This window comes from Pseudomonadales bacterium, from assembly GCA_041395665.1.
In the GTDB taxonomy this organism is placed as follows: Bacteria; Pseudomonadota; Gammaproteobacteria; order Pseudomonadales; family UBA7239; genus UBA7239.
In genome coordinates this window covers 32,586-53,517 of record JAWLAB010000005.1, presented here as the reverse complement: position 1 = coordinate 53,517, position 20,932 = coordinate 32,586, and the positions used below count along the sequence as shown (strand labels likewise).

Below are 20,932 nucleotides of genomic sequence, written 5' to 3'. Positions count from 1 at the left end.
TCTCTTGATGGCGAGAGTAATAACAAGTAGAGGCATCCAGCTGCTCACCTACGCTTGCATAGCTTTGGCTGTGATTATTTTTTTTAAAAGCTTCTGGGTAACTGAAGATGCTTTTATTGGGTACCGCATTCTGGATCAAGTCAGAATAGGAAATGGACCAGTGTGGAATGCGGGTATTCGAACACAAATTTTTAGCTGTATTGGATGGTTCTATCTCTTTGTAGTTGTGGGTTTTTTTACACACAATATCTTTATAACACTGGTTATAGTAAATACAGCAGTATTTGCTTTTTTCTTGGTTACAGCAAAAAAAATTTTTGGCGTAACAGTGGAATTCTGTTTGTTTATATTGATTTTATTAATGTCGAGCAGCTTTTATGATTACACCAGTTCGGGGTTAGATAATATTCTAGGGTTCGCTTTTATTTTGTACCTGTATTACAGATATAAGGCCCAGCTTGGTTTTACAAAAGAAACGCTGCCACAGAAAGAGTTTTATGTAATCACCTTTCTTACCGCGATAATTGTCTTTGCAAGGCCAGACCTTATTCTATTTTCTGTGCCGCCTTTCCTTTATATGGTGTACAAGTATTTGCCAAAAATTTCCTTGTTGTTTAAAGCGGGAACGCTTGCGGCGCTTCCTGTAGTTGCATGGTTGCTATTTAGTATTGTGTATTACGGAAAGCCGCTGCCCAATACGGCATACCTAAAAATTTTTAACGGAATTCCAGAAGATGTTGTGCTGGCAAGCGGTATAAACTACCTACTTCAGCACATGGTTTTTGATCCTTATATGCTGGCTGCGATAGGCTTTGGTTTTATCGGGAGCTTGCTTTTCTTGGAGCCGTGGAAGAAAGCTTTTGCTGTTGGAATGGTGGTGTATTTTTGCTATGTCATTTCAATTGGTGGGGAATATATGCTGGGAAGATTTTTGAGTTACCCGTTCCTTGTTGCTGCGTTACTACTCGCTGAAATCTTTAAAAAATTTTCCTTATCTGAAAGCAGAATAAAGAATAAGTTAAAGGTTCTTATCCCTATTTTTGTGGTGTTGGGCTTAACGACGACTGAAAACCCCGTAACGAGGCCGTGGGCATACGGTAGAAATTTGCCTTGGTCTGAGACGCAAGATGCGGATATCCAAACCATGGGTGTTGTGGATATGCGTAAAGCTTATTATTCAACTTCTTCTATCGCGTGGTTCAATAATGAAGCGCGTACAGCAACGGCGAATCAAGATAGTGATGTAAGGTTTGGTGTCGATTTAAAAAAATCAGGCGATAAAGTTGCCGTTATTGGTGCGACAGGCGCCACAGGGTATTACGCAGGAACGGAGATACTGCTCCTAGACTACTTTGGATTAACTGATCCATTTATAGTAATGCTCCCTTCGGTGAGGATGAACTTTACATCCCATTTTGAAAAAGAACTGCCAGAAGGGTATTTTGAAAGTTTTCTGGATGAAAAAAATACACTGAAAGATAAAAAGCTTGATGAGTACTACCGTCACATTAAATTTATTACCACGAGCAAAGAATTATTCACTCTGGAAAGATTTAAAGCGATCTATCGGTTAAATACAGGGCAATACGACTATTTGCTGGAAGATTACCGGGAAGAGATTGAGCGCAAACGTGATTTTAAAATCCACACTTACAAAGTGTGGGGAACGGATATTGAAAAAATACTGTTTGAGAAGCTGGGGTTGATTCCATAGTCATCGGGCTTGCAGCTGTATTTTAAAAACATATAATCCCACATATATTTTTGTGTACACGGTGAGGTGCTTGTGGGACAAGTAACAATCTACCTTGAAGACGGGTTGGAAGCCAAAATGGTGGCCGATGCCAAGGCGCGCAAGCTCTCCAAAAGTAAATGGATTGCGGCGGTCATCCGTGAAAAACTCAATGAAGAATGGCCGCACGCGGTGCGCGAAACAGCGGGCAGTTGGCAGAGCTTTCCCTCGTTGGAGGAAATACGCGGTGAAGAACAGCCCGATAGCCAGCGGGAAATCTTGTAATGTGGGTGCTGGATACCAATACCCTCATCTATTTTTTTAAGGGCGTGGGGCGCGTATCGGAAACACTGCTGAGCCATACTCCTAGCGATATCGCCGTCCCTGCGATTGTGCTGTACGAGTTGGAAGTGGGGATCGCTAAATCCAGCTCCCCAACAAAGCGCCGCCAGCAATTACAAGCGTTTGTCGCCGCCACGCAAGTTTTGGCGTTTGGTGTAAAAGAAGCGCAGGCAGCAGCGCAGATTCGCGCCAGCCTTGAAAAAAGTGGTCAGCCGATTGGCGCTCACGATGTGTTAATTGCTGCCACTGCGCTCGCGCAAAAAGCCACTTTGGTCACGCACAACACAAAAGAGTTTGGGCGGATTAAGTCGTTGGAATTAGAGGATTGGTTTTAGTTTTTATTGATGAATTTATTTCACCGCACTCACCAACACCGGAATTTCTTTGTAGGGCGGTGTGCGCGTGCAAACAGAGAGCGATGACGCTTGTAGCAGCGGTGTCGCCTCAGGGAAGTAGGCAGCGGCGCAGCCAGCGGGAATGTTGTAGCGCACGACTTTGAAATTTTTCACGGTGCGTGTGTCGTCTTCATCGCCGCAACTGTGTAAATCGACTAAATCGCCATCGCGCAAACCGCGTGTTTGTATATCGCCGTCGTTCATAAATATCACATTGCGTCCACCAAACACGCCGCGATAACGATCATCCTGCCCGTAAACGGTGGTGTTGAATTGGTCGTGGGAGCGCACAGTCATCAGCGTTAACACTTCATTGCCGTGTTTGACGCGCGCGCGCTCTACGGGGCCGCATGTGCGCAGTGGGTGTACACGAAATTCGGCTTTGCCGCTCTGCGTTTTCCACTGGCGCAAACGCGCAGTGTTGGTGAGTGTGAAGCGGCCTTGTTCGGCGAGCTTGTGGTTGTAATCGCTGAAGTCATCAACGAGGCCGCGCTGGCAGCGTTCGATGCTGTCACGAATCACGCTGTAGTCGTCGGCCATGATTTTCCAAGGGATGCCGCTTTGAGGTGCCAAGGCATCGCCGAGCAGGGCGACGATGGCTGGTTCGCTCATCATTTGATCGGAGAGCGGCGCTTGTACGCCCTGTGATGTGCGCACATTGCCCATGGAATCTTCCACTGAAACGGTTTGTGCGGTGCCGCCGCGCAAGTCGATGTCGGTGCGGCCGAGTGTGGGCAGTAGCAGCCCAACTTCACCTGGATAGCAGTGCGTACGGTTGAGTTTGGTGGCGATGTGCAGGGTGAAGCGGCAGCGGCTGAGGCCTTCGAGTACGCGAATAGAATCAGGTGCGGCGATGCCGAAGTTGCCACCCAGCGTGAGGAAGGCGCGCATTTCGCCCTTGAACAGGCGCGGCATCATTTGCCCTGCATCAAGACCCGCAGCGCGTGAAAAGCGAGCCAGTGGGAAGGTGGTGGCCATGTTGTCCAGCCAGCGCTCAGAGACCACGGAAGTTGCGCCCATGGTGCGGTCGCCTTGCACATTGCTGTGTCCGCGCACGGGTACTGCGCCTGCGCCTTTTCGGCCGATATTGCCGCGCAGCAGCAGTAAATTCAGTAGTGTCTGGATGGTGTGTACGCCGTTTTCATGGTGCGTCAGCCCCATGCACCAAGTGGCCATTGCAGCGGGTGCAGCGGCATACAGCTCGGCCAGCTCACAGATATCGGCTTGCGGGATGCCTGATTGCTCAGTCAGTGACTCCCACGAAGCGGCTGCCAAATCCGCGCACAGCGCCTCAAAACCTTGAGTGTGTTCGGCAATAAATGCTTCGTCCAACACGCGCGCCGTGCCGTTGGCTTTGGCTGCTGCGTCCATCACCAACAAGTGCTTCATCACGCCTTTGAACAGCGCGAGATCACCGCCGATGCGCACTTGGTAGATACGATGCGCTACCGCCATGCCCGTATTGGCGATCATTTCGCCCATGGCTTTGGGGTCAGAGAAATTGGTGAAACCGCGTTCGCGCAGCGGGTTAATGGCGATGATTTTGGTGCCGCGTGCGGCGGCTTCGTGCAGTGCGCCCATCATGCGCGGGTGGTTGGTGGCGGGGTTTTGCCCGATCACCATGATCAAATCGGCGTGTTCAAAATCATCCAGCGAACAAGTGCCTTTGCCGACACCGATGGATTCTTTCATCGCAAAGCCCGAAGGCTCGTGACAGAAATTGGAGGAGTCGGGCAGGTTGGCGCAGCCGTAAGCGCGCGCGACTAACTGCCACAAAAAGGCGGCTTCATTGCTGCTGCGCCCCGAGGCATAAAACGCCGCTTCTTCAGGTGCAATGGCGCCCAATTCGGCAGCGGCAACTTCAAAGGCGCGCTCCCAAGAAATCGGCGAATAGATACCCGTTTCGCGGGTGTAGAGCATGGGCGTGGTCAGGCGGCCTTGGAACTCCAAGCCGTAATCGCTGCGCGCGCGCAGTTGCTCCAATGTTTGATTAGCAAAAAATTCTGGCGTCGTGGCTTTGCGCGTCATCTCCCACGCGATGGCTTTGTGCCCTTGCTCGCAGCTATCAACTGCGGGCTTGCCCGGTTTGTCGGGGAAGGCGCAGCCGGGGCAGTCAAACTTGGCGAGCTTGTTGGCTTGCAGCAACATCGACACCGTTTTCAGCGGTGACATGCCCTGTTCGCTGTAGGCGTGGAAGGTGCTTTTGACCGCGCCGCGCCCGCCCGCTGGTTTATCTGTGTGGTCGATGCGAATGTCTTGTGTGTTGACGGCTTCAGGCATGGCGACTAACTCCAACGCTGCGAGTGTGCGAATTTTGCGGTGAGGTGCATATTGTAAATGCCGTTACGCCTCACCATGTGTCAAAAGTGACATGGGTCATCTGCCCAGCAAAAGGAAAGGGTGCTTCGTATTGTGGTGAAACGGGTGAACCGGTGTCTCTGCCGATATCCAAACCTTCCCAGCCGATCATAAACGGTTGCTCAATCACCACGCTGCCGCTTTCTTTGCCATTGATCAGCAGCGTGCCAGTGCCTTTGAGTACGCTCAGTAAATTAAAACCTAAACCTTCAGAAAATAATCCTTTGGCAACGGCAAAACTGGTGGACACTTTGTCGTAGCGAAATTGAATATTGCTATTGCCAGCCGGTACAGGATCATTGGATACCAAGCGGATCACATCAATACCGGTATTGCGCTCGTACACCAAGTGATTATTTTTCAAATACAGCGAATAACCTGAGAAGCGATCGCCTTGCGCAACAATGACGCCGTTTTGTTGCTCGCTATCGCGCTGAATGTTGGCGGTGATGGTGTAAGACTTGCCGGGCAAAATCGGTGCTAAGTTGTGCGGCACAGAACCACCGCCGACAGGGAACACCATTTGAGCAGGTTGCGGCAGTAGTACAAATTTTGAATACAGTGCGCGTTCTATTAAACCGACATCCACGAGCGGTAACACTTGGTTTTGTTTGGCGGCATCCCACCATTTTTGTTCCAGCTCTTTCACTTTTTTTGGATATTCTTCAGCAAGGTTTTTAGATTCTGAAAAGTCATTGTTGAGATCAAACAACTCCCATTGATTGGTATCGTATTTGTCGCTGCCTGCGCGGTAGCTGGCAATTTTCCAACCGTCAGCGATGTAACCGCGATTAGCTTCCAATTCGTAATACTGTTCTTTTTTATGCGTAGGTTCTTGCGGTTTGGTGAAGCTGTACGCAAAGCTGATGCCTTCCATCGGTTTCACATCGTGGCCTTGGTATTGTTTCGGCTGTTCGATGCCCAACATCTCCAGCAGTGTGGGCGTGATGTCGTTTACATGATGAAACTGCTGACGAATTTCACCTTTCGCTGCAATACCTTTTGGCCAACTGATAATAAAAGGCACATTCACGCCGCCGCCAAAGACATTGCGTTTGTTGTATTTGAATGGCGTATTGCTGGCTTGCGCCCAACCTAAAGGATAGTGCGGGTGTGTGGTGGGGCCGCCTAAATCTGCAATGTGTGGCAGGTTTTCAGCGGTGGTGGTTTTGTTGTAGTGAAAATAAGCGAGGCTATTCCATTGGCCTTCGGCGTCACCTTCGGGGCTGGCACCGTTATCCGACATAAAAATAAAAATGGTGTTATCCAACTGCCCTGTTTGTTGTAAATAATCGCGCAGTTTTCCAATTTGTTGATCGAGGTTATCAACAAAGCCAGCGTAGTTTTCTTGAAAACGCGCGTACATATTTTTTTGATCCGGCGACAGCGTGTTCCAATCATTCACCAGAGGGTTGTGTTGTGTCAGTACGGTGTTAGGCGGCGCGATGCCGAGTTGTTTTTGTTTATCTAATCGCTGCTCGCGAATTTTGTCCCAACCCTGTGCGTATTGCCCGCGATAGCGTTCGCGATCTTCCGGTTTGGTGTGATGCGGTGCGTGTACAGCGCCAGGGGTGTAATAAAGAAAGAATGGTTTTTCGCGATTCACGGCGCGCAAATCTTTAATCATTTGAATGGCGTGATTGCTTAAATCATCAGGAAAATAATAGTTGGGTGTTTTTGGTGTTTCTTGCACTTCGTTACCGCTAACAATTTCAGCGGGTTCAAATTGATCGGTTTCGCCTTCCAAAAATCCCCAATAGCGATCAAAACCTTTTTGTGTTGGCCAAGAATCGAAAGGCCCGATGCGTGAGCGGTGTTCACCATTGGTGAGATGCCATTTGCCGGCGGCGTAAGTGGCGTAACCGTTTTGCTGCAAAATTTGCGGCAGTGTGACGGCGTTGGGTGTGAGTTCGCCGCGATAACCGGGGTAGCCAAAATCCCATTCGGCTACCCAGCCCACGCCAGCGGAGTGATGGTTGAGGCCAGTGAGCAAGGCGGCGCGTGTGGGTGAACACATCGCCGTGGCAGTAAAGCGGTTGTAGCGCAAGCCATTGTTGGCGAGCTGCTGAATATTGGGGGTGCGAATTTCACTGCCGTAAGGCGAAGTGTCGGAGTAGCCGAGATCATCCACCAGCACAATCACCACATTGGGTGCATTGGCGGGTGCTTTAGGGTCTAAACGAAAATCGGGTGTCGAGCTGCGAATACTGTTTTCTGCATCGCCCGTGAAAACTGTTTCTTTGCCGTCAGCCGTGGAGGTGTGAGTGATCGGCGTTTTGCCGCAACCTACTGAGCTAAAAAGCATAGCGCAGTTATCGCAAGATGGGTTTTGAATGCATTCATCGTTGTGTCTCATCCATTTAGCCGTGTGAGTATATGACGGCAATTTCGGCGGTAGAAGCGGTAGATGTCTCAAAGGAGTGCATCGGTTATTCTGACGCGCCGCATCATTTGATGTTTTGAATACTAAAGGTATTGCTATGTTTGGTTTTGGTAAGAAAACAACGCTGCCACAAAATGAGCAAGATCGCTCTTGGTATATGTTGGAAAAGTTAGTCAGCGAATCGCAAACCGAACAGCGTCGCGCGCGCCGTTGGGGTGTGTTTTTCAAATGCCTGACTTTTGTTTATTTGATTGGTGCAATGTTGTTGTTTTCACCGATTACTCAGCAAGGCGGCAGTAGCAGCGAGCTATTTTCTGCCGCCAAAGATCACACAGCAGTCGTGCGTGTGCGCGGTGTCATCGCTGAAGACAGCGAAGCCAGCGCCAATGTCATCGTCACCGGTTTGCGTGCCGCGTTTGAAAGCAAAAAAACCAAAGCGGTGTTGCTGGTGTTGAACAGCCCAGGCGGCAGCCCCGTGCAATCCAATTATGTGTACGACGAAATTAAACGCTTGCGCGCAAAATATCCTGCCATTCCTTTGTACGCAGTGATTGGTGATATTGGCGCGTCGGGCGCGTATTACATCGCTTCCGCTGCTGACAAAATTTACGCCAGTGAAAGTTCCTTGGTGGGTTCTATTGGCGTTACCGCTGCCGGTTTTGGTTTTGTCGACGCGATGAATAAATTGGGTGTGGAGCGGCGGAATTACACTTCGGGCGCGCACAAAAGTTTTCTCGATCCGTTTTCACCGGCAAAGCCTGATGAAACAGCCTTTTGGCAACAAGTATTGGATCAAACGCATCAACAATTTATTAAGCGCGTGCGTGATGGTCGCGGTAATCGCCTGAAAGAAACACCAGAAATGTTTACCGGTTTGATTTGGAACGGTGAACAGGCACTGAAATTGGGTTTAATTGACGGTTTGGGCAGTCCGGGGCAAATCGCACGCGATGTCGTGAAAGCAGAAGATATCGTCGATTACACGCCTAAGAAAAATCCCTTTGATGCTTTGGCAGGGAAATTAGGCGCCAGCGCGGGTGCTGCATTTGCTGAAAAAATGGGCGTTTCTAGCGAGCTGCAATTGCAATAACTGTAATAACAAATACAGCGCGATTTAATAGCGTACTCAGCGTCGAATCACGCCGACGCTGATACCTTCGATATTGCAGGCTTGCTCGCGTAAATCGACTTCGATGGGCGCGTAGTCGCTGTTTTCCGGCAGCAGTGTTAATTGATGTGCGCTTTTGCCTTTTTGATAGCGTTTCACTGTTACTTCATCTTCAATGCGCGCCACCACAATTTGTCCGTTGCGCACTTGCGTGGTGCTGTGTACGGCGAGTAAATCGCCATCCATGATGCCGATGTCTTTCATGCTATCGCCGCGCACTTGCAAGAAATAATCGACGGCAGGATGAAAAAAATTGGCGGGAATTTGGCAGTAATCTTCAATGTGTTGTTCGGCGAGGATGGGGTTACCCGCTGCGACGCGCCCAATCACAGGAATGCCTTGCTGATGTTGCTCTGGTAGACGAATGCCGCGCGATGCGCCTGCCACCATCTCAATCGCGCCTTTGCGTGCCAGTGCCTTGAGATGTTCCTCCGCAGCGTTAGCGGATTTGAAGCCCAACTTGACGGCAATTTCCGCGCGTGTGGGTGGGTAGCCGGTTTCGTCAATGTGGTTGCGAATCAGGTCGAGGATTTCCTGTTGGCGAGGCGTTAATTCCTGCATGACGGCATCTCTGTTTATATATCCAGCTTGTGATTATATACAGTAATGCGACAGCGGCAAGGGCTGCGTTAAGGTGCTGCCCATCATTTTGAGGAAGAAAAATGTTTCAACGATGGTTGTTGTGTGTGTTGTTGTGCGCGAGTGGTGTAGCTGGCTGCTCAGGTAAACAAGAAGGTCCTGTTGTGAAAACGGCACAGGGCGAAGTGCAAGGCTTCATCAAAGAAGGCGTGCATTTGTTTTACGGCATTCCCTATGCAGCGCCACCCGTAGGGAATTTGCGTTGGCAAGCGCCGCAGCCGCCAGCGAATTGGCAAGGTACGCGTGCGGCAACAAAAGCGCCGCCGCAATGTTTTCAATACATGTTGTATATGCAGCGCGGTCAGGAAGATTGCTTGTATTTGAATGTTGCAACTCCAGATACAAAACCTGCCAAACCTAAACCAGTGATGGTGTGGTTTCACGGCGGTGGATTTATTGGCGGCGACAGTTTGCAAGGCACGCCGATGCAGCGCTTAGCAGCACGCGGCGATGTGGTGTTGGTGAGCATGCAATATCGTGTTGGCGCACTGGGTTTTATGGCGCATCCATCGCTGTCGGCGGAATCAAAAAAATCGGGCAATTTATACGCTTCAGGTAATTATGGTTTGATGGATCAACAAGCGGCATTGCGCTGGGTGCAAAACAATATTGCAGCGTTTGGTGGTGATCCAAAAAATGTCACGATTTTTGGTGAATCTGCCGGTGGTATGAGTGTTTGTGCGCACTTGGCTTCGCCAGCGAGCAAAAATTTATTTCAGAAAGCGATCATACAAAGTGGCCCTTGTTTTGGTAACAACGCCAGTTTGTCTGCAGCAGAAAAACAGGGTGAATGGTTGGCGATTCGCGCCGGTTGTGAAGGGCGCGGCGATCTCCTGCAATGTTTGCGCAGCAAAAAACCAGAAGAAATTTTGCAAGCGCTGCCCAATGATCCTGCGTTTGTTTTTGGCGAAGGCAGTTTTGGTGTTTGGGGGCCAGTGATTGATAAAAAAATCTTGCCTGATGACATGGATACGCTTTTCCGTACCGGAAACTTCAATCGTGTTCCTGTTATCAATGGCAATAATGATGATGAAGGCAGTTTGATGGTGATGTTCTCCCATGAATATCGTTTTAAGCCATTAAAAGCCACAGATTATGAAAAACGCATTCGCTACTTAGTTGGTGATAATCAAGAAATTATCGACAAAGTAAAGGCGCGTTATCCGCTGGAAAAATATGCCGATCCAGGCGCTGCGATATCAGAGGTATTAGGTGATAGCTTTATGGCGTGCAATATCCATCGCACCTCAGATACCTTGGCTGCGTGGACACCAGTGTACGCCTACACTTTCACTTATCCCGATGCGCGTTTTGTGTTGCCGGAAATGCGCAAGTTGGGTGCTTTTCACAGCGCTGAATTGCAGTTTATTTTTCATTCACCGATGAATTGGTTTCTCGGTACTTTTGCGGGCAAGGAATTGAATTTGGCGAACAGTATGATGGATTACTGGGCGCAATTTGCGCGCACAGGCAATCCCAATGATGGCAAGCAGCTGGTGTGGCCTTTGTACATTGTGAACAGCACGGACGATAAAAAACAGATGATGTTTGATCGTGAATTATCAATTTCCAATACCAGCAAACGCGACACTTGCGCATTTTGGAATGCATTAGGGCTAGAGCATCGCCGAGCGTTGCAGCAGTTTGAGTTATCGTCCACTTCGGCGCGGCAATAAAGTAAGCTGACAGCACAATGTGTTGCCTGTCAGTTCGGGAGAGTCGTGGTGGATAGTGCAAAAATGATGGAGGCTTGGCGCGTGATGCGTATCCAAGCGGAGCTAGTAGATGGCATTGAACACCTCACCGGTTTGGGGCCTGCTGTCACTGTTTTTGGCAGTGCGCGTTTACCGGAGACAGATCCTTATTACCAAGACAGCTGCCGTTTAGGGCAGCTATTGGCGGAAGCAGGCTTGGCCGTTATTACGGGTGGTGGCCCCGGTATTATGGAGGCGGCGAATCGTGGTGCATACCAACAGGGCGGTAGTTCTATCGGTTTGAATATTGAATTGCCGCATGAGCAAGGCGCCAACGAATATCAAACCATTTCAATGAATTTTCGTTACTTTTTTGTGCGCAAAATGATGTTCGTAAAGCACACGGTCGGTTTTGCAATTTACCCCGGTGGTTTCGGCACCATGGATGAATTATTTGAAGCGCTGACTCTCGTTCAAACAAAAAAAGTGGATAAATTTCCTATCGTATTGGTGGGGCGAGATTTTTGGTGCGGTCTTCTCAATTGGTTGCATGACACCATGTTGGCATCGGGCTGCATCTCTAAAGAAGATTTGGATTTAATTCAAATTGTTGATTCTGCAGATGAGGCAGCAAAAATTATTGTTGATCGTCACCACGCGTACCCTGATCTTGTTGGTGGTGGGTTTTAGTTTTCTTCGTGTGCCTGTAATGGAGAAAAACCCACCTGATTGAGCATGGTGGTGAGTGCTATCAACGGCAATCCCACCAGCGCGCTGTGATCTTCACTACGCACGGATTCCAACAAAGCAATGCCCAGTGATTCGCTTTTGCAGCTGCCTGCGCAATCAAACGGCGTGTCTTTTTGTAGATAAAAAGCAATTTGTGCTGCGCTGAGTTGGCGGTAGCGAACAGTCGTCGGTATCACCGCTTGTTGTAGTTGATTGTTTTCTGCATCAAACAGTGCAAGTGCACTGTAAAGCACAACGGTTTTTCCGCTCAGCATCTGTAGTTGTTGTACGGCTGCATCATAATTTCCGGGCTTGCCGAGAATTTGCGTTTCAAAGGCGAGTGTTTGATCGGCGCCGATAATTAAAGCTTTTGGAAATTGCATAGCAATCGCACGCGCTTTTTCTACGGCCAAGCGTTCTGCCAGTGATATGGCTGTTTCATGCGGATGAGCGGATTCGTCGATATCAGGGCTTGCGCAGACAAACGGCAACCCCAGTGTTTGCAGCTGCGCTTTGCGATAAGGAGAGGATGAAGCCAGTACCAGTGTTTTCATTGGATATTGTCGAAACGAATTTGTGGCAGTTCGCGCGTGAAGCGTTTTTTACGGCGATAAGGAAAAATATCTTCTACGCTGCCATGCGCGATGCGGTCTTGCATTTGTCGCCAGAAATCCACATGGTAAAGATCGCTGTGGTATTTCTCGAAAGCGCGTTTGGCTTTAGGGTTGCCGGTAAAAAATAGGCGGAATTCTTCGGGAAAAACATCAAAAGGTCCCACATGGTACCAAGGGCTTGAAGCCATTTCTTGTTCTTCTGTTTGCGGTTCAGGAATTTCGCGGAACACGCATTCCGTCAAAAAACAAATTTCATCGTAATCATAAAACACAACGCGGCCGTGTCGAGTAACGCCAAAGTTTTTAAGCAGCATGTCGCCCGGAAATATATTGGCAGCGGCGATTTGTTTGATGGCATTGCCGTATTCATCCATTGCTTCTTCAATTTGCTCATCTGTCGCATCGTGTAAATACAGATTGAGCGGTATCATTTTTCTTTCAGTGTATAGATGGTTGATAACAATCTCGTCGTTTTCTAGGGTGATTTGCGAGGAACTACTTTGTTGAGTTCTGCGAGCAGCTCATCGGAAAAGCGATTCAGTGGGAAACGAAAGTGGCTGAATTCTTGCGTGTCTGCCATGCGGCCAACGCGGTCGTGCCGAGATACTAAGCGGTATTTTTCACGCACAGTTTCGTGGCTCATTTCTTTGGGTGGATCAAATTTATCTTTAATGATTTTGAAAACAATGCCGTAAGAAGGCAGTGTAAATACAGACATCACCATGCCTTTAATGCCAGGGGCAATGACAAATTGGTCATCGGAGCTTTGTAAGTGTTTAAGGAAGCTACGATAAAATTCTGTTTTTCCATGTTTGTTTTGCCCGATAGCGTTGTAAAGCTCGGCAATTTCTTTGTTAGGCATTAATTGTTTTAAGAAAGCGACAATTTGCCCTGGGATCGGAGTGTCCACCATAAAGTAAGAGCGCGTAAAAGAGAAAATGATGCTGACATCGTCAGTATCAAAAATAGCGGTATCAACAAACATTGCGCCGCGTTCGTTATTAATCAAAGGAATAACAAATGGCATTTGCTGGCGGTCGCTGCTGTAAATACGCCCGACTAAATAGGCGCCTTTATTGCGATAAAACACGGATTTAAGCACCTCAACCGTAATGTTGCTGCGCTCTGTTTTCATGTTCGGTAAAACGCGTTCTTTGATAGCTAACACGATATTGCGCACATCGCGCTCAGTGTTTTCCATGCTGATATTGAGTTGGTAATCGGACAGGATGCGATAAATCAGTGCACGAATGCTGCTGCCGATGGAATAGCGATTGAGCAAGCTATCATCGGTTTGGCCTAGCGAACGATTGGGGTCGCCAGCAACAAACATCATGTGTTCATCGACATGTGCGTGCCCAAACAAGTAGCAACAGACAGAGTTGTAAAAGGTTTCCAATAGCTCTTGGTTGTCGAGCGAGCTAATTTGCTGGCGAAAAACTGGTTTTAGTGCCTGCCAAAAAGAAATATCCGCACATTGCTCTTTAAGGAGCTCCTGTAGCTCGCGAGAGATTTCTTCAATAATTTCCTTATATAAATCAATGCGTTGCTTGGATATATCCTGTGCGTCGGCCCAGCGAGCCTTCTCAAATAGCCCGCGAGCGCCCTGCGTCATCAACTGAAAGCATTGAAAATAGCGACTAAAGCCGGTAAGAATAAGGCCGGTGGCCTGTTCAAGGTTTGACATTTGATGACTTGGTGTGATGGATGAGCTGATTATCCTATCACGCAGATAATAAATGCCATGTAGAAAAGACGAGCTATGCAAACAATAAATACAACTCAGAATATTGCTATTTCACAACCAAAATCACAGCCCAAGCGCGTGTTGTTTCGCTCCGTAATTGCGCTAACGACTTTGTTAGCCGCGCCGTTGGCTGATGCCAATTACTATGTGTATCGCGGGCCTAATGGCGAAAAATTGGTGACGAATGTTCCTCGTTACGATTACGCCTACAAGCTGATTGGTCAGGATAAAAATGTAGAAGGCGTCAGTAAATTTATGGGGCGCAAAGGGCGCACGGCCGCTGATTGGCCTATGTGGGCGAGTAGCTCCAGCTATAAAAGAAAATGGGTAAATTCATCGCTGTACGATGATTACATTCGTACTTCGGCAGCAAAATACGGTGTTGAAGCCGCGTTAGTCAAAGCCGTTATACAAGTGGAATCTAATTTCGATCCTGAAGCGGTGTCGCACGCAGGCGCTCGTGGCTTGATGCAGTTAATGCCAAGCACAGCAGGGCAGTACTCTTTAGGTATGCAGCAAATTTATAATCCGCAGCGAAATATTGATGCAGGCGTGCGCCACTTGGCTTATCTCAAAACACTGTTTCCAGGCAACTTACCGTTTGTTGTTGCTGCCTATAACGCAGGCGAAAACAATGTGGTGAAGTACAACGGTATCCCGCCATTCCCTGAAACGCAGGACTATGTGAAAAAAATTGCGCATTCGCACAATATTTTTAAGCGCACCTTCTTCTAAGGTGCTGCCTGCTTCTTTAGTGGCAGTCGCTTATTCTTGTTGATTCAGTAGACTTTTATCCAAAATTGGATAGATTTTTTCGCTCACATTTTCAGCAAAAAACTTAGCGCCGTGCTTATTCCAATGTGAATCCACACGAAAAGTGAGTGGGCGCTGAGTGGTGGAGCGGAACTCATCGAGTAAAGTAAACAGCGGGTATGGTGTTTCTTTTTGGCGCATGGCAAAGTAGCGATAGTTTTCTAGTGCGTAAGGGCCAAGAGCATCAAAACTGCCATTTTCCCAAGAATCTGGAGACTCGTTGTCTGTGTACTGCCAGTGTCGCGGCGGCATAAAAACAATCAATGGTGCGTGCAAAGTATTGGTGCTGTAGTCATTAATTTGTAAAAGCGTATCAAAAATATCATCGAATAAATTGAGTGATGCTTCCATGGGTTGCTTGGCAACAAAGTAGCCGCCTTGCCCAGAGTATCCGAAAATTTTGGCATGCCAGTTGATCCATGGCTCTAGTGTTTCCAGTGATTTTTTTATGAAGAAACTGATTCTTGGAAAGCGCGCAATAAATTGATAAACCCCGCGCCGCTCTAATATTGATTTATAGAACCATTCGTCTCTGTAGTCGCTCATATCGACGGCGAGTAGCACTAAATCAGGCTTGTATTTTTCTCCCATTTCTTTCAGTAGCCGAAGATCTAAATAGGGTGAGCTGGATGTCCAGCCAAAGTTGATGACATTGATGTCATCACGGTTGTAGTGCTTGCGTAAAATATTTTCTAATTGAGAGGGGGGTGATTGTTCTCGGTTGAGCAAGAAGCCGTATATAAAGGAGTCGCCAAGAAAAATGATGTTGAAGTCGCTGTCTTTAATATCACGGGCTTCATGGATAGAGCGAATGGCATCGCTGTTTAGCCCGTTAAAATGTTTGTCACCCAACTGCATTCTGTGATCGGGATCGTTAACAATTTTGGCAAACATCTCCATGCCAAAAATAAAATTTTTAGCGTTGATGGCTAAAAAGACTACAATGCCTAATAAAATAGTGGCATGGATAATACGAGTAGGTTTCGCTCTAAAATATCGAATCAATCGCAGCATATTATTTTTTATTCTGTCGCAGCACTTCAAACAAACACACGCCAGTTGCCACAGAAACATTCAAGCTGCTGGTTTCGCCTTGCATAGGAATAGCGATCAATTCGTCGCAGTGTTCTTTGGTTAAACGACGCATACCGTTGCCTTCTGCACCCATCACAAAAGCAAGTGGTAGCGATAGCTTGGTTTTATAAAGTGATGCAGTGGCCTCGCCTGCTGCACCGATAATCCACAGCCCGTCTTGCTGTAGTTGTTTGAGTGTTCTCGCCAAGTTAGTAACAACAACGAGTGGCAGCAAATCAGCGGCTCCTGCGGCAACCTTACGCACGGTGCTGTTCATACCGGCAGAGTTATCGCGCGGCACAATCACCGCATGCACGCCAGCGGCTTCGGCGGTACGAATGCAGGCACCGAGGTTGTGGGGGTCGGTGACGCCATCCAACACCAGCAGCAATAATTGTTTGCCGTGTTGTGCGATGAGTGTCGGCAAAAAATCTTCGTCGTACTGCTCCCCTGGCTGGCATTCAGCAATGATGCCTTGATGATTGCCGTCAGCGCGTTTATCCAACTCTTTACGCGACTCACGAATAATTTCGATGGCGTTGCGCTGTGCCGCATCGATCAGCTTTTGAATGCGATCATCTTGCCGACCTTGTTGCACATAGATGCGCAGCAAACGCTGTGGCTGCGATTTTAGAACGGCAGCGACGCTGTGTATGCCGTGTATCCACTCATGCTGACTCATACTTTCTTGCTGCCTTTTTTGCGTTTTTTTGCGGTGCTGCTAATGATGTCCAGCAATTCGAGGTCGATTTTTCTGTCGTCTAAATTGACGCGTACTACGCGCACATTGACGCTATCACCCAAACGATAAATTTCGCCACTGCGTTCGCCAACTAAGCGTTGGTTGTCGGCATCGTAGCGGTAGTAATCGCGTTTGAGCATGGTGACATGCACAAGACCTTCGATATAAATATCTTTCAGCTCGACGAATAAGCCAAAGCTAGTGACAGCATTGATAACACCTTCAAAACTATCGCCCACATGCTCAAGCAGATATTCACATTTGAGCCAAGCCACGACATCACGCGATGCTTCATCGGCACGCCGTTCATAAGCAGAACATTGCATGCCGAGTGCATCCATAGCGGCATCGTCGTACGGATAGATTTTTTTCTGTGGCAGCGCGGGCGCAGTTTCTACGCAATGCACGGTTTTTAATTCGCGGCGGTTGCGAATGAGATAACGAATCGCGCGATGCACCAATAAATCAGGGTAGCGACGAATCGGGGAAGTGAAGTGTGTGTAGCTGTCGTAACCCAAGCCAAAATGCCCAACATTATCCGGCTGATACACCGCTTGGCTCATGGAGCGCAGCAGCATGGTTTGAATCAAATGCGCGTCGTTGCGCTCAGCCACTGCGCCGAGCAGTGCTTGGTAATCAGCGGGCTTGGGTTTGTCGCCACCACCGAGTGAAAGCCCTAAACCACTGAGAAAAGCGCGCAGACCTTTGAGCTTTTCTTCGCTAGGCCCTTCGTGCACGCGGAACAGTGCAGGGACTTTTTGTTTGTCTAAAAATGATGCCGCGCAAGTGTTTGCTGCCAGCATACATTCTTCAATTAACTTGTGTGCTTCGTTGCGCACAACAGGGATGATGCTGTCGATTTTTTTATCATCGCTAAAAAGAATACGGGTTTCTTGTGTTTCAAAATCAATCGCACCGCGAATGTCACGCGCGCCACGCAAAGCTTTATAAAGAAGATAGAGTTGATCAAGGTGAGGTACTAGCGCCGCGTGTTGTTCGCGTATCGCGCTGTGACTTTTATCTTTTTCGTCGATGATTTGAGCAACCGTGGTGTAAGTGAATCGCGCTTGCGAGTTCATCAGGCCTTCGTAAAAACGGTAGCTGCTGGTACGGCCGCTGGCGCTGATGTTCATTTCACACACCATGCACAGGCGATCAACATGCGGGTTCAGCGAACACAAACCGTTGGATAATTTTTCCGGCAGCATCGGTACAACCGAGCCTGGAAAATACACAGAAGTAGCGCGATGGATGGCTTCGCGATCGAGCGGGCTGCTGGGTAAAACATAGTGCGAGACATCGGCGATGGCGACATACAGCGTCCAGCCGCCACCTTTGCGTTTTTCGCAGAAAACTGCGTCATCAAAATCGCGCGCGTCTTCGCCGTCGATGGTAACGAGCGGCAAATGGCGTAAATCCACACGATGCTTTTTGTCTTTGGCTAATACAACATCCGCTAACGCATCGGCGGCTTGTTCTACATCGTCTGGCCACTGCCAAGGAATACCGTGGTTGTGTACGGCGATACGAATTTCCATGCCGGGGTCGAGATGATCGCCCAAAATTTCCGTAATGCGCCCCGTCGCCATGTGATGATGGTCAGGGTAGTTTTCAATTTCGACCACCACCATCTGCCCGTTTTTTGCACCGTTGCGATGTTGTGGCGGAATGATAATTTGCATAGCGATGCGAGCGCTGTCGGGCTTCACAAACAACAGCCCATTTTCTTCGGTTAATTTTCCCGCTAATTGATGATGTGCGCGTTGTAAAATTTCGACTATTGCCACTTCAACACGACCGCGTTTGTCGATGCTACACGGGCTGGCCAACACGGTGTCGCCATCAAATACTTTTTGCATTTCGCGCGCGCTGAGAAACATGTCTTTGCCGCCGTCTTCAGGGCGCAAAAAACCAAAACCGTCGCGGTGCGCTAAAACCAATCCTTTAATGAGATCTGCTTTTTTGGCAGGCACAAAACCATTGCGGCGGTTTTGTAGCAGTTGCCCATCGCGACACATGGCACCCAATCGACGGCGCAGTGCTTCAACTTGTTCTTCATCGCGTAGCTTCAACGCAATGCACAGCGCCGCGTGATCCATCGGCCCTTTGCTGTTCTCTAATAAAGAAAGAATAAACTCGCGACTGGGGATGGGGTTGTCGTATTTTTTTGCTTCGCGTCGAAAGTGCGGATCGGTGCTAACCGTGCGTTGGCGAGGCGAAGGCTTACTCGATGGTTTCTTGGTTTTTTTCATCTATATATATGTCGCAAGAGGGAGAGAGGTTGAGCGCGGTTTTGATTATTGCAGACCGCCGTGTGCATAGCGATAGAACATTGACAGTGTGGAAGCCTGCCAGTACAGTTCGCGCCCTGAGCCCAGATGGCGGAATGGTAGACGCGCTAGCTTCAGGTGTTAGTGACTTATGGTCGTGGAGGTTCAAGTCCTCTTCTGGGCACCAATTAAAAATTGAAAACCCGCTTCGGCGGGTTTTTTGTTGCCTGTCGTTTATGATGCCACCATTGTTAGTGACAAAATGTGTTGGAGCGCTTTTATGAAATCACGCATCGCTTTACTGTTCCTGCTGGTCTGCACTTCGTTTGGTGCCGTCGCAGAAGAAATTGGTCATGTGGATACCGTATTCAAATGGATAGGACCCGATCACAAAATTGTGGTTGAAGCATTTGATGACCCGTTGGTGCGCGGTATTTCTTGTTATGTGTCGCGTGCAAAAACGGGTGGTATTAAAGGTGCGTTTGGTTTGGCAGAAGACCCATCGAATTTTTCTGTCACTTGCCAGCAAGTGGGAGATATCAGTTTTGTCTCGCCGTTGCCCAACAAGCAGTCGGTTTTTAAGGAAGGCGCATCTTTGGTGTTCAAACATGTGCAAGTGGTGCGCATGGTGGATGAGAAACGCAACACGCTGGTGTATCTCACTTACTCCGATCGCGTGATCGAAGGCAGCCCAGAAAATTCCATCACCGCATTTGCGATTCGCGGTCAAAAAATTCCGTTGAAATAATTTTTTAAGGATAAAAAAAAGCCCGACTCTCTGGGGGGAGGAAATCGGGCAAAGACCATTAAGGAGTGAAACATTTAAGGAACTGAACCCTATGGATAACTTGCGCTACCCAACCCTTCTGACTTGTGGGGGGGGGGTGTCAAAAGGGCAAGTTCAGTATCGACCAAGTGGCTCAGAAAGCCAAGCCCTATTTTTATTTAGAGTAGAATTTGTTGTTGCTGTCTCAAATGGCAATCTATTATTTTGTTATTTATCAACAGGTTATAGGTCTTTTCTCATGTTTAAGGTTCAGACTTTCAATAAGATTGCCGTCAAAGGCCTCAACCAATTCACCAGAGAGCGCTATGAAGTGGCGAGTGAGCTGGGTCACCCAGACGCGCTCTTGCTGCGCAGCCATAAACTGTCTGCGGCGGATGTCGGGGCGAGCGTCTGCGCCATTGCTCGCGCCGGTGCAGGGGTTAATAACATCCCAGTAGCGGAGATGACGGAGCGCGGCATTGTGGTGTTTAACACGCCAGGCGCCAATGCCAATGCCGTGAAGGAGCTGGTGCTGGCGGCGATGCTGCTGGCTTCCCGTGACATCCTCGGCGGCGTGCGGTTTGTGCGTGAGGAGCAGCAGGAGACGGACGACGCAGCGCTCTCTCGCCTGCTGGAAGCCGAGAAGAAGCGCTTTGCGGGTAACGAGCTGGCGGGCAAGACGCTGGGCGTGGTGGGGCTGGGCTCGATTGGCTCACTGGTCGCCAATATGGCGCTGGAATTGGACATGCAGGTGCTGGGTTACGACCCAGCCATCTCGGTAGATGCAGCATGGCGCCTATCGCACCGCGTACAGCGCGCAGAGAACTTACAAAGCCTGATGATGCGCTCGGACTTCATCACGCTGCATCTACCGGTATTGGACGCTACACGCGGCTTAATCAATGCCGAGCTACTGAAGGTGGTGCGCCCCGAAGCCTGTCTGCTCAACTTCGCGCGCGAGGAGATCGTCGATAACGCCGCCGTGCTGCAAGCTCTGGAGCAGGGGAAACTCGGTCGCTTTATTACCGATTTCCCGACGCTGGCCTTGCTCAAGCACCCCAAAGTCATTCCTATGCCGCACATCGGCGCCAGCACCGAGGAGGCTGAGGAAAACTGTGCGGTGATGGCCGCCAATCAGCTGATGGATTTTCTGGAGAACGGCAACATCCGCAATTCGGTCAATTTCCCGACCGTGTCGCTGGAGCGCACTGCGAGCTATCGCTTGGCGATCGCTAATCGCAACATCCCCAAAATGCTGGGGCAGGTGCTCTCAGTGATTGCGGAGACCGACAACAATGTCGCGGACATGATCAACAAGAGCCGCAACGACATCGCCTACAACTTGATCGACATTGCTGTGCAACCCGATGAGGCGACTTTGGCGCGCATTCGCGCCATCGAAGGCATCATCAATGTGCGTTTGATTTAAGTTTTTCACGGTATGCCGCTGGGAGTTATCTGCTCGG

16 protein-coding genes, 1 tRNA gene and 1 pseudogene are annotated in these 20,932 nt (G+C 48.9%); 10 read left to right on the top strand and 8 right to left on the bottom strand.

Annotation, left to right across the window (positions count from 1 at the left end; translation table 11 throughout):
• Positions 1-7 precede the first annotated feature (7 nt).
• The 3 genes from R3E63_08090 to R3E63_08080 all read left to right on the top strand — a co-directional run bounded on the left by R3E63_08090 (position 8) and on the right by R3E63_08080 (position 2,409).
• Entirely contained in the window at positions 8-1,714 is a 1,707-nt protein-coding gene (locus R3E63_08090; GenBank protein ID MEZ5539889.1) for a hypothetical protein, read from the top strand.
• 72 nt (positions 1,715-1,786) lie between these two features.
• Entirely contained in the window at positions 1,787-2,017 is a 231-nt protein-coding gene (locus R3E63_08085) for a hypothetical protein (protein MEZ5539888.1), read from the top strand.
• On the top strand, positions 2,017-2,409 hold the full coding sequence (locus R3E63_08080; protein MEZ5539887.1) for a type II toxin-antitoxin system VapC family toxin: 393 nt from the start codon (positions 2,017-2,019) through the stop codon (positions 2,407-2,409). Before R3E63_08085 ends, R3E63_08080 begins: the two co-directional genes overlap by 1 nt.
• 15 nt (positions 2,410-2,424) lie before the next feature.
• Here R3E63_08080 and R3E63_08075 read toward each other — a convergent pair whose 3' ends face one another.
• The gene (locus tag R3E63_08075; GenBank protein MEZ5539886.1) at positions 2,425-4,749 is read right to left on the bottom strand and encodes an FdhF/YdeP family oxidoreductase; all 2,325 of its coding nucleotides are present in this window, start codon (positions 4,747-4,749) and stop codon (positions 2,425-2,427) included.
• A gap of 70 nt (positions 4,750-4,819) precedes the next feature.
• Positions 4,820-7,132 (bottom strand): arylsulfatase, encoded by a 2,313-nt coding sequence (locus tag R3E63_08070; protein ID MEZ5539885.1) that lies wholly within the window; start codon positions 7,130-7,132, stop codon positions 4,820-4,822.
• A gap of 175 nt (positions 7,133-7,307) precedes the next feature.
• On the opposite strand from R3E63_08070, the gene R3E63_08065 reads away from it, so the two are divergent.
• Entirely contained in the window at positions 7,308-8,300 is a 993-nt protein-coding gene (locus tag R3E63_08065; protein MEZ5539884.1) for a S49 family peptidase, read from the top strand.
• A 36-nt stretch (positions 8,301-8,336) separates the two neighbouring features.
• Here the strand turns inward: R3E63_08065 and lexA are convergent, their stop codons facing one another.
• Positions 8,337-8,939, bottom strand: a complete 603-nt coding sequence (gene lexA / locus R3E63_08060; GenBank protein ID MEZ5539883.1) for a transcriptional repressor LexA — start codon at positions 8,937-8,939, stop codon at positions 8,337-8,339.
• 101 nt (positions 8,940-9,040) lie between these two features.
• Here lexA and R3E63_08055 point away from each other — a divergent pair, with 101 nt between their 5' ends.
• Positions 9,041-10,693, top strand: a complete 1,653-nt coding sequence (locus tag R3E63_08055) for a carboxylesterase/lipase family protein (GenBank protein ID MEZ5539882.1) — start codon at positions 9,041-9,043, stop codon at positions 10,691-10,693.
• Positions 10,694-10,741: 48 nt separating this feature from the next.
• Complete coding sequence (locus tag R3E63_08050) at positions 10,742-11,401, top strand: TIGR00730 family Rossman fold protein (GenBank protein ID MEZ5539881.1); 660 nt, start codon at positions 10,742-10,744, stop codon at positions 11,399-11,401.
• Here R3E63_08050 and R3E63_08045 read toward each other — a convergent pair.
• Positions 11,398-11,994 (bottom strand): Maf family nucleotide pyrophosphatase, encoded by a 597-nt coding sequence (locus R3E63_08045; protein MEZ5539880.1) that lies wholly within the window; start codon positions 11,992-11,994, stop codon positions 11,398-11,400. The two genes, R3E63_08050 and R3E63_08045, sit on opposite strands and share 4 nt — an antisense overlap.
• Positions 11,991-13,741: pseudogene (aceK, locus tag R3E63_08040) on the bottom strand (bifunctional isocitrate dehydrogenase kinase/phosphatase). Before aceK ends, R3E63_08045 begins: the two are co-directional and overlap by 4 nt.
• Positions 13,742-13,816: 75 nt before the next feature.
• Between aceK and R3E63_08035 the strand changes: the two are divergent.
• Complete coding sequence (locus tag R3E63_08035) at positions 13,817-14,536, top strand: lytic transglycosylase domain-containing protein (GenBank protein ID MEZ5539879.1); 720 nt, start codon at positions 13,817-13,819, stop codon at positions 14,534-14,536.
• A 30-nt stretch (positions 14,537-14,566) separates the two neighbouring features.
• On the opposite strand, the gene R3E63_08030 is transcribed toward R3E63_08035, so the two are convergent.
• From R3E63_08030 to rnr, 3 genes are read right to left on the bottom strand one after another with little or no spacing between them, the layout of a single operon-like run.
• Entirely contained in the window at positions 14,567-15,628 is a 1,062-nt protein-coding gene (locus R3E63_08030) for a hypothetical protein (protein MEZ5539878.1), read from the bottom strand.
• A 1-nt stretch (position 15,629) separates the two neighbouring features.
• Positions 15,630-16,370: a 23S rRNA (guanosine(2251)-2'-O)-methyltransferase RlmB gene (rlmB, locus tag R3E63_08025; GenBank protein ID MEZ5539877.1), complete on the bottom strand. Its 741-nt coding sequence runs from the start codon at positions 16,368-16,370 to the stop codon at positions 15,630-15,632.
• Positions 16,367-18,682 carry a ribonuclease R gene (gene rnr / locus R3E63_08020; GenBank protein ID MEZ5539876.1) on the bottom strand — a complete coding sequence of 772 codons (2,316 nt, stop codon included), beginning with the start codon at positions 18,680-18,682 and terminating at the stop codon, positions 16,367-16,369. Before rnr ends, rlmB begins: the two co-directional genes overlap by 4 nt.
• Positions 18,683-18,802: 120 nt before the next feature.
• Here rnr and R3E63_08015 point away from each other — a divergent pair.
• The 3 genes from R3E63_08015 to R3E63_08005 all read left to right on the top strand — a co-directional run bounded on the left by R3E63_08015 (position 18,803) and on the right by R3E63_08005 (position 20,895).
• Positions 18,803-18,887 (top strand) — tRNA-Leu (locus R3E63_08015).
• 93 nt (positions 18,888-18,980) lie between these two features.
• Positions 18,981-19,448: a CreA family protein gene (locus R3E63_08010; protein MEZ5539875.1), complete on the top strand. Its 468-nt coding sequence runs from the start codon at positions 18,981-18,983 to the stop codon at positions 19,446-19,448.
• Between the two features lie 277 nt (positions 19,449-19,725).
• Positions 19,726-20,895, top strand: a complete 1,170-nt coding sequence (locus R3E63_08005) for a phosphoglycerate dehydrogenase (GenBank protein MEZ5539874.1) — start codon at positions 19,726-19,728, stop codon at positions 20,893-20,895.
• Positions 20,896-20,932: the final 37 nt, after the last annotated feature.

Coding starts and splice junctions, on each gene's coding strand:
- R3E63_08090 (MEZ5539889.1), top strand. CDS start 8: ATGGCGAGAGTAATAACAAGTAGAGGCATCCAGCTGCTCACCTACGCT.
- R3E63_08080 (MEZ5539887.1), top strand. CDS start 2,017: ATGTGGGTGCTGGATACCAATACCCTCATCTATTTTTTTAAGGGCGTG.
- R3E63_08075 (MEZ5539886.1), bottom strand. CDS start 4,749: ATGCCTGAAGCCGTCAACACACAAGACATTCGCATCGACCACACAGAT.
- R3E63_08070 (MEZ5539885.1), bottom strand. CDS start 7,132: ATGCTTTTTAGCTCAGTAGGTTGCGGCAAAACGCCGATCACTCACACC.
- R3E63_08065 (MEZ5539884.1), top strand. CDS start 7,308: ATGTTTGGTTTTGGTAAGAAAACAACGCTGCCACAAAATGAGCAAGAT.
- lexA (MEZ5539883.1), bottom strand. CDS start 8,939: ATGCAGGAATTAACGCCTCGCCAACAGGAAATCCTCGACCTGATTCGC.
- R3E63_08055 (MEZ5539882.1), top strand. CDS start 9,041: ATGTTTCAACGATGGTTGTTGTGTGTGTTGTTGTGCGCGAGTGGTGTA.
- R3E63_08045 (MEZ5539880.1), bottom strand. CDS start 11,994: ATGAAAACACTGGTACTGGCTTCATCCTCTCCTTATCGCAAAGCGCAG.
- R3E63_08035 (MEZ5539879.1), top strand. CDS start 13,817: ATGCAAACAATAAATACAACTCAGAATATTGCTATTTCACAACCAAAA.
- R3E63_08030 (MEZ5539878.1), bottom strand. CDS start 15,628: ATGCTGCGATTGATTCGATATTTTAGAGCGAAACCTACTCGTATTATC.
- rlmB (MEZ5539877.1), bottom strand. CDS start 16,370: ATGAGTCAGCATGAGTGGATACACGGCATACACAGCGTCGCTGCCGTT.
- rnr (MEZ5539876.1), bottom strand. CDS start 18,682: ATGAAAAAAACCAAGAAACCATCGAGTAAGCCTTCGCCTCGCCAACGC.
- R3E63_08010 (MEZ5539875.1), top strand. CDS start 18,981: ATGAAATCACGCATCGCTTTACTGTTCCTGCTGGTCTGCACTTCGTTT.
- R3E63_08005 (MEZ5539874.1), top strand. CDS start 19,726: ATGTTTAAGGTTCAGACTTTCAATAAGATTGCCGTCAAAGGCCTCAAC.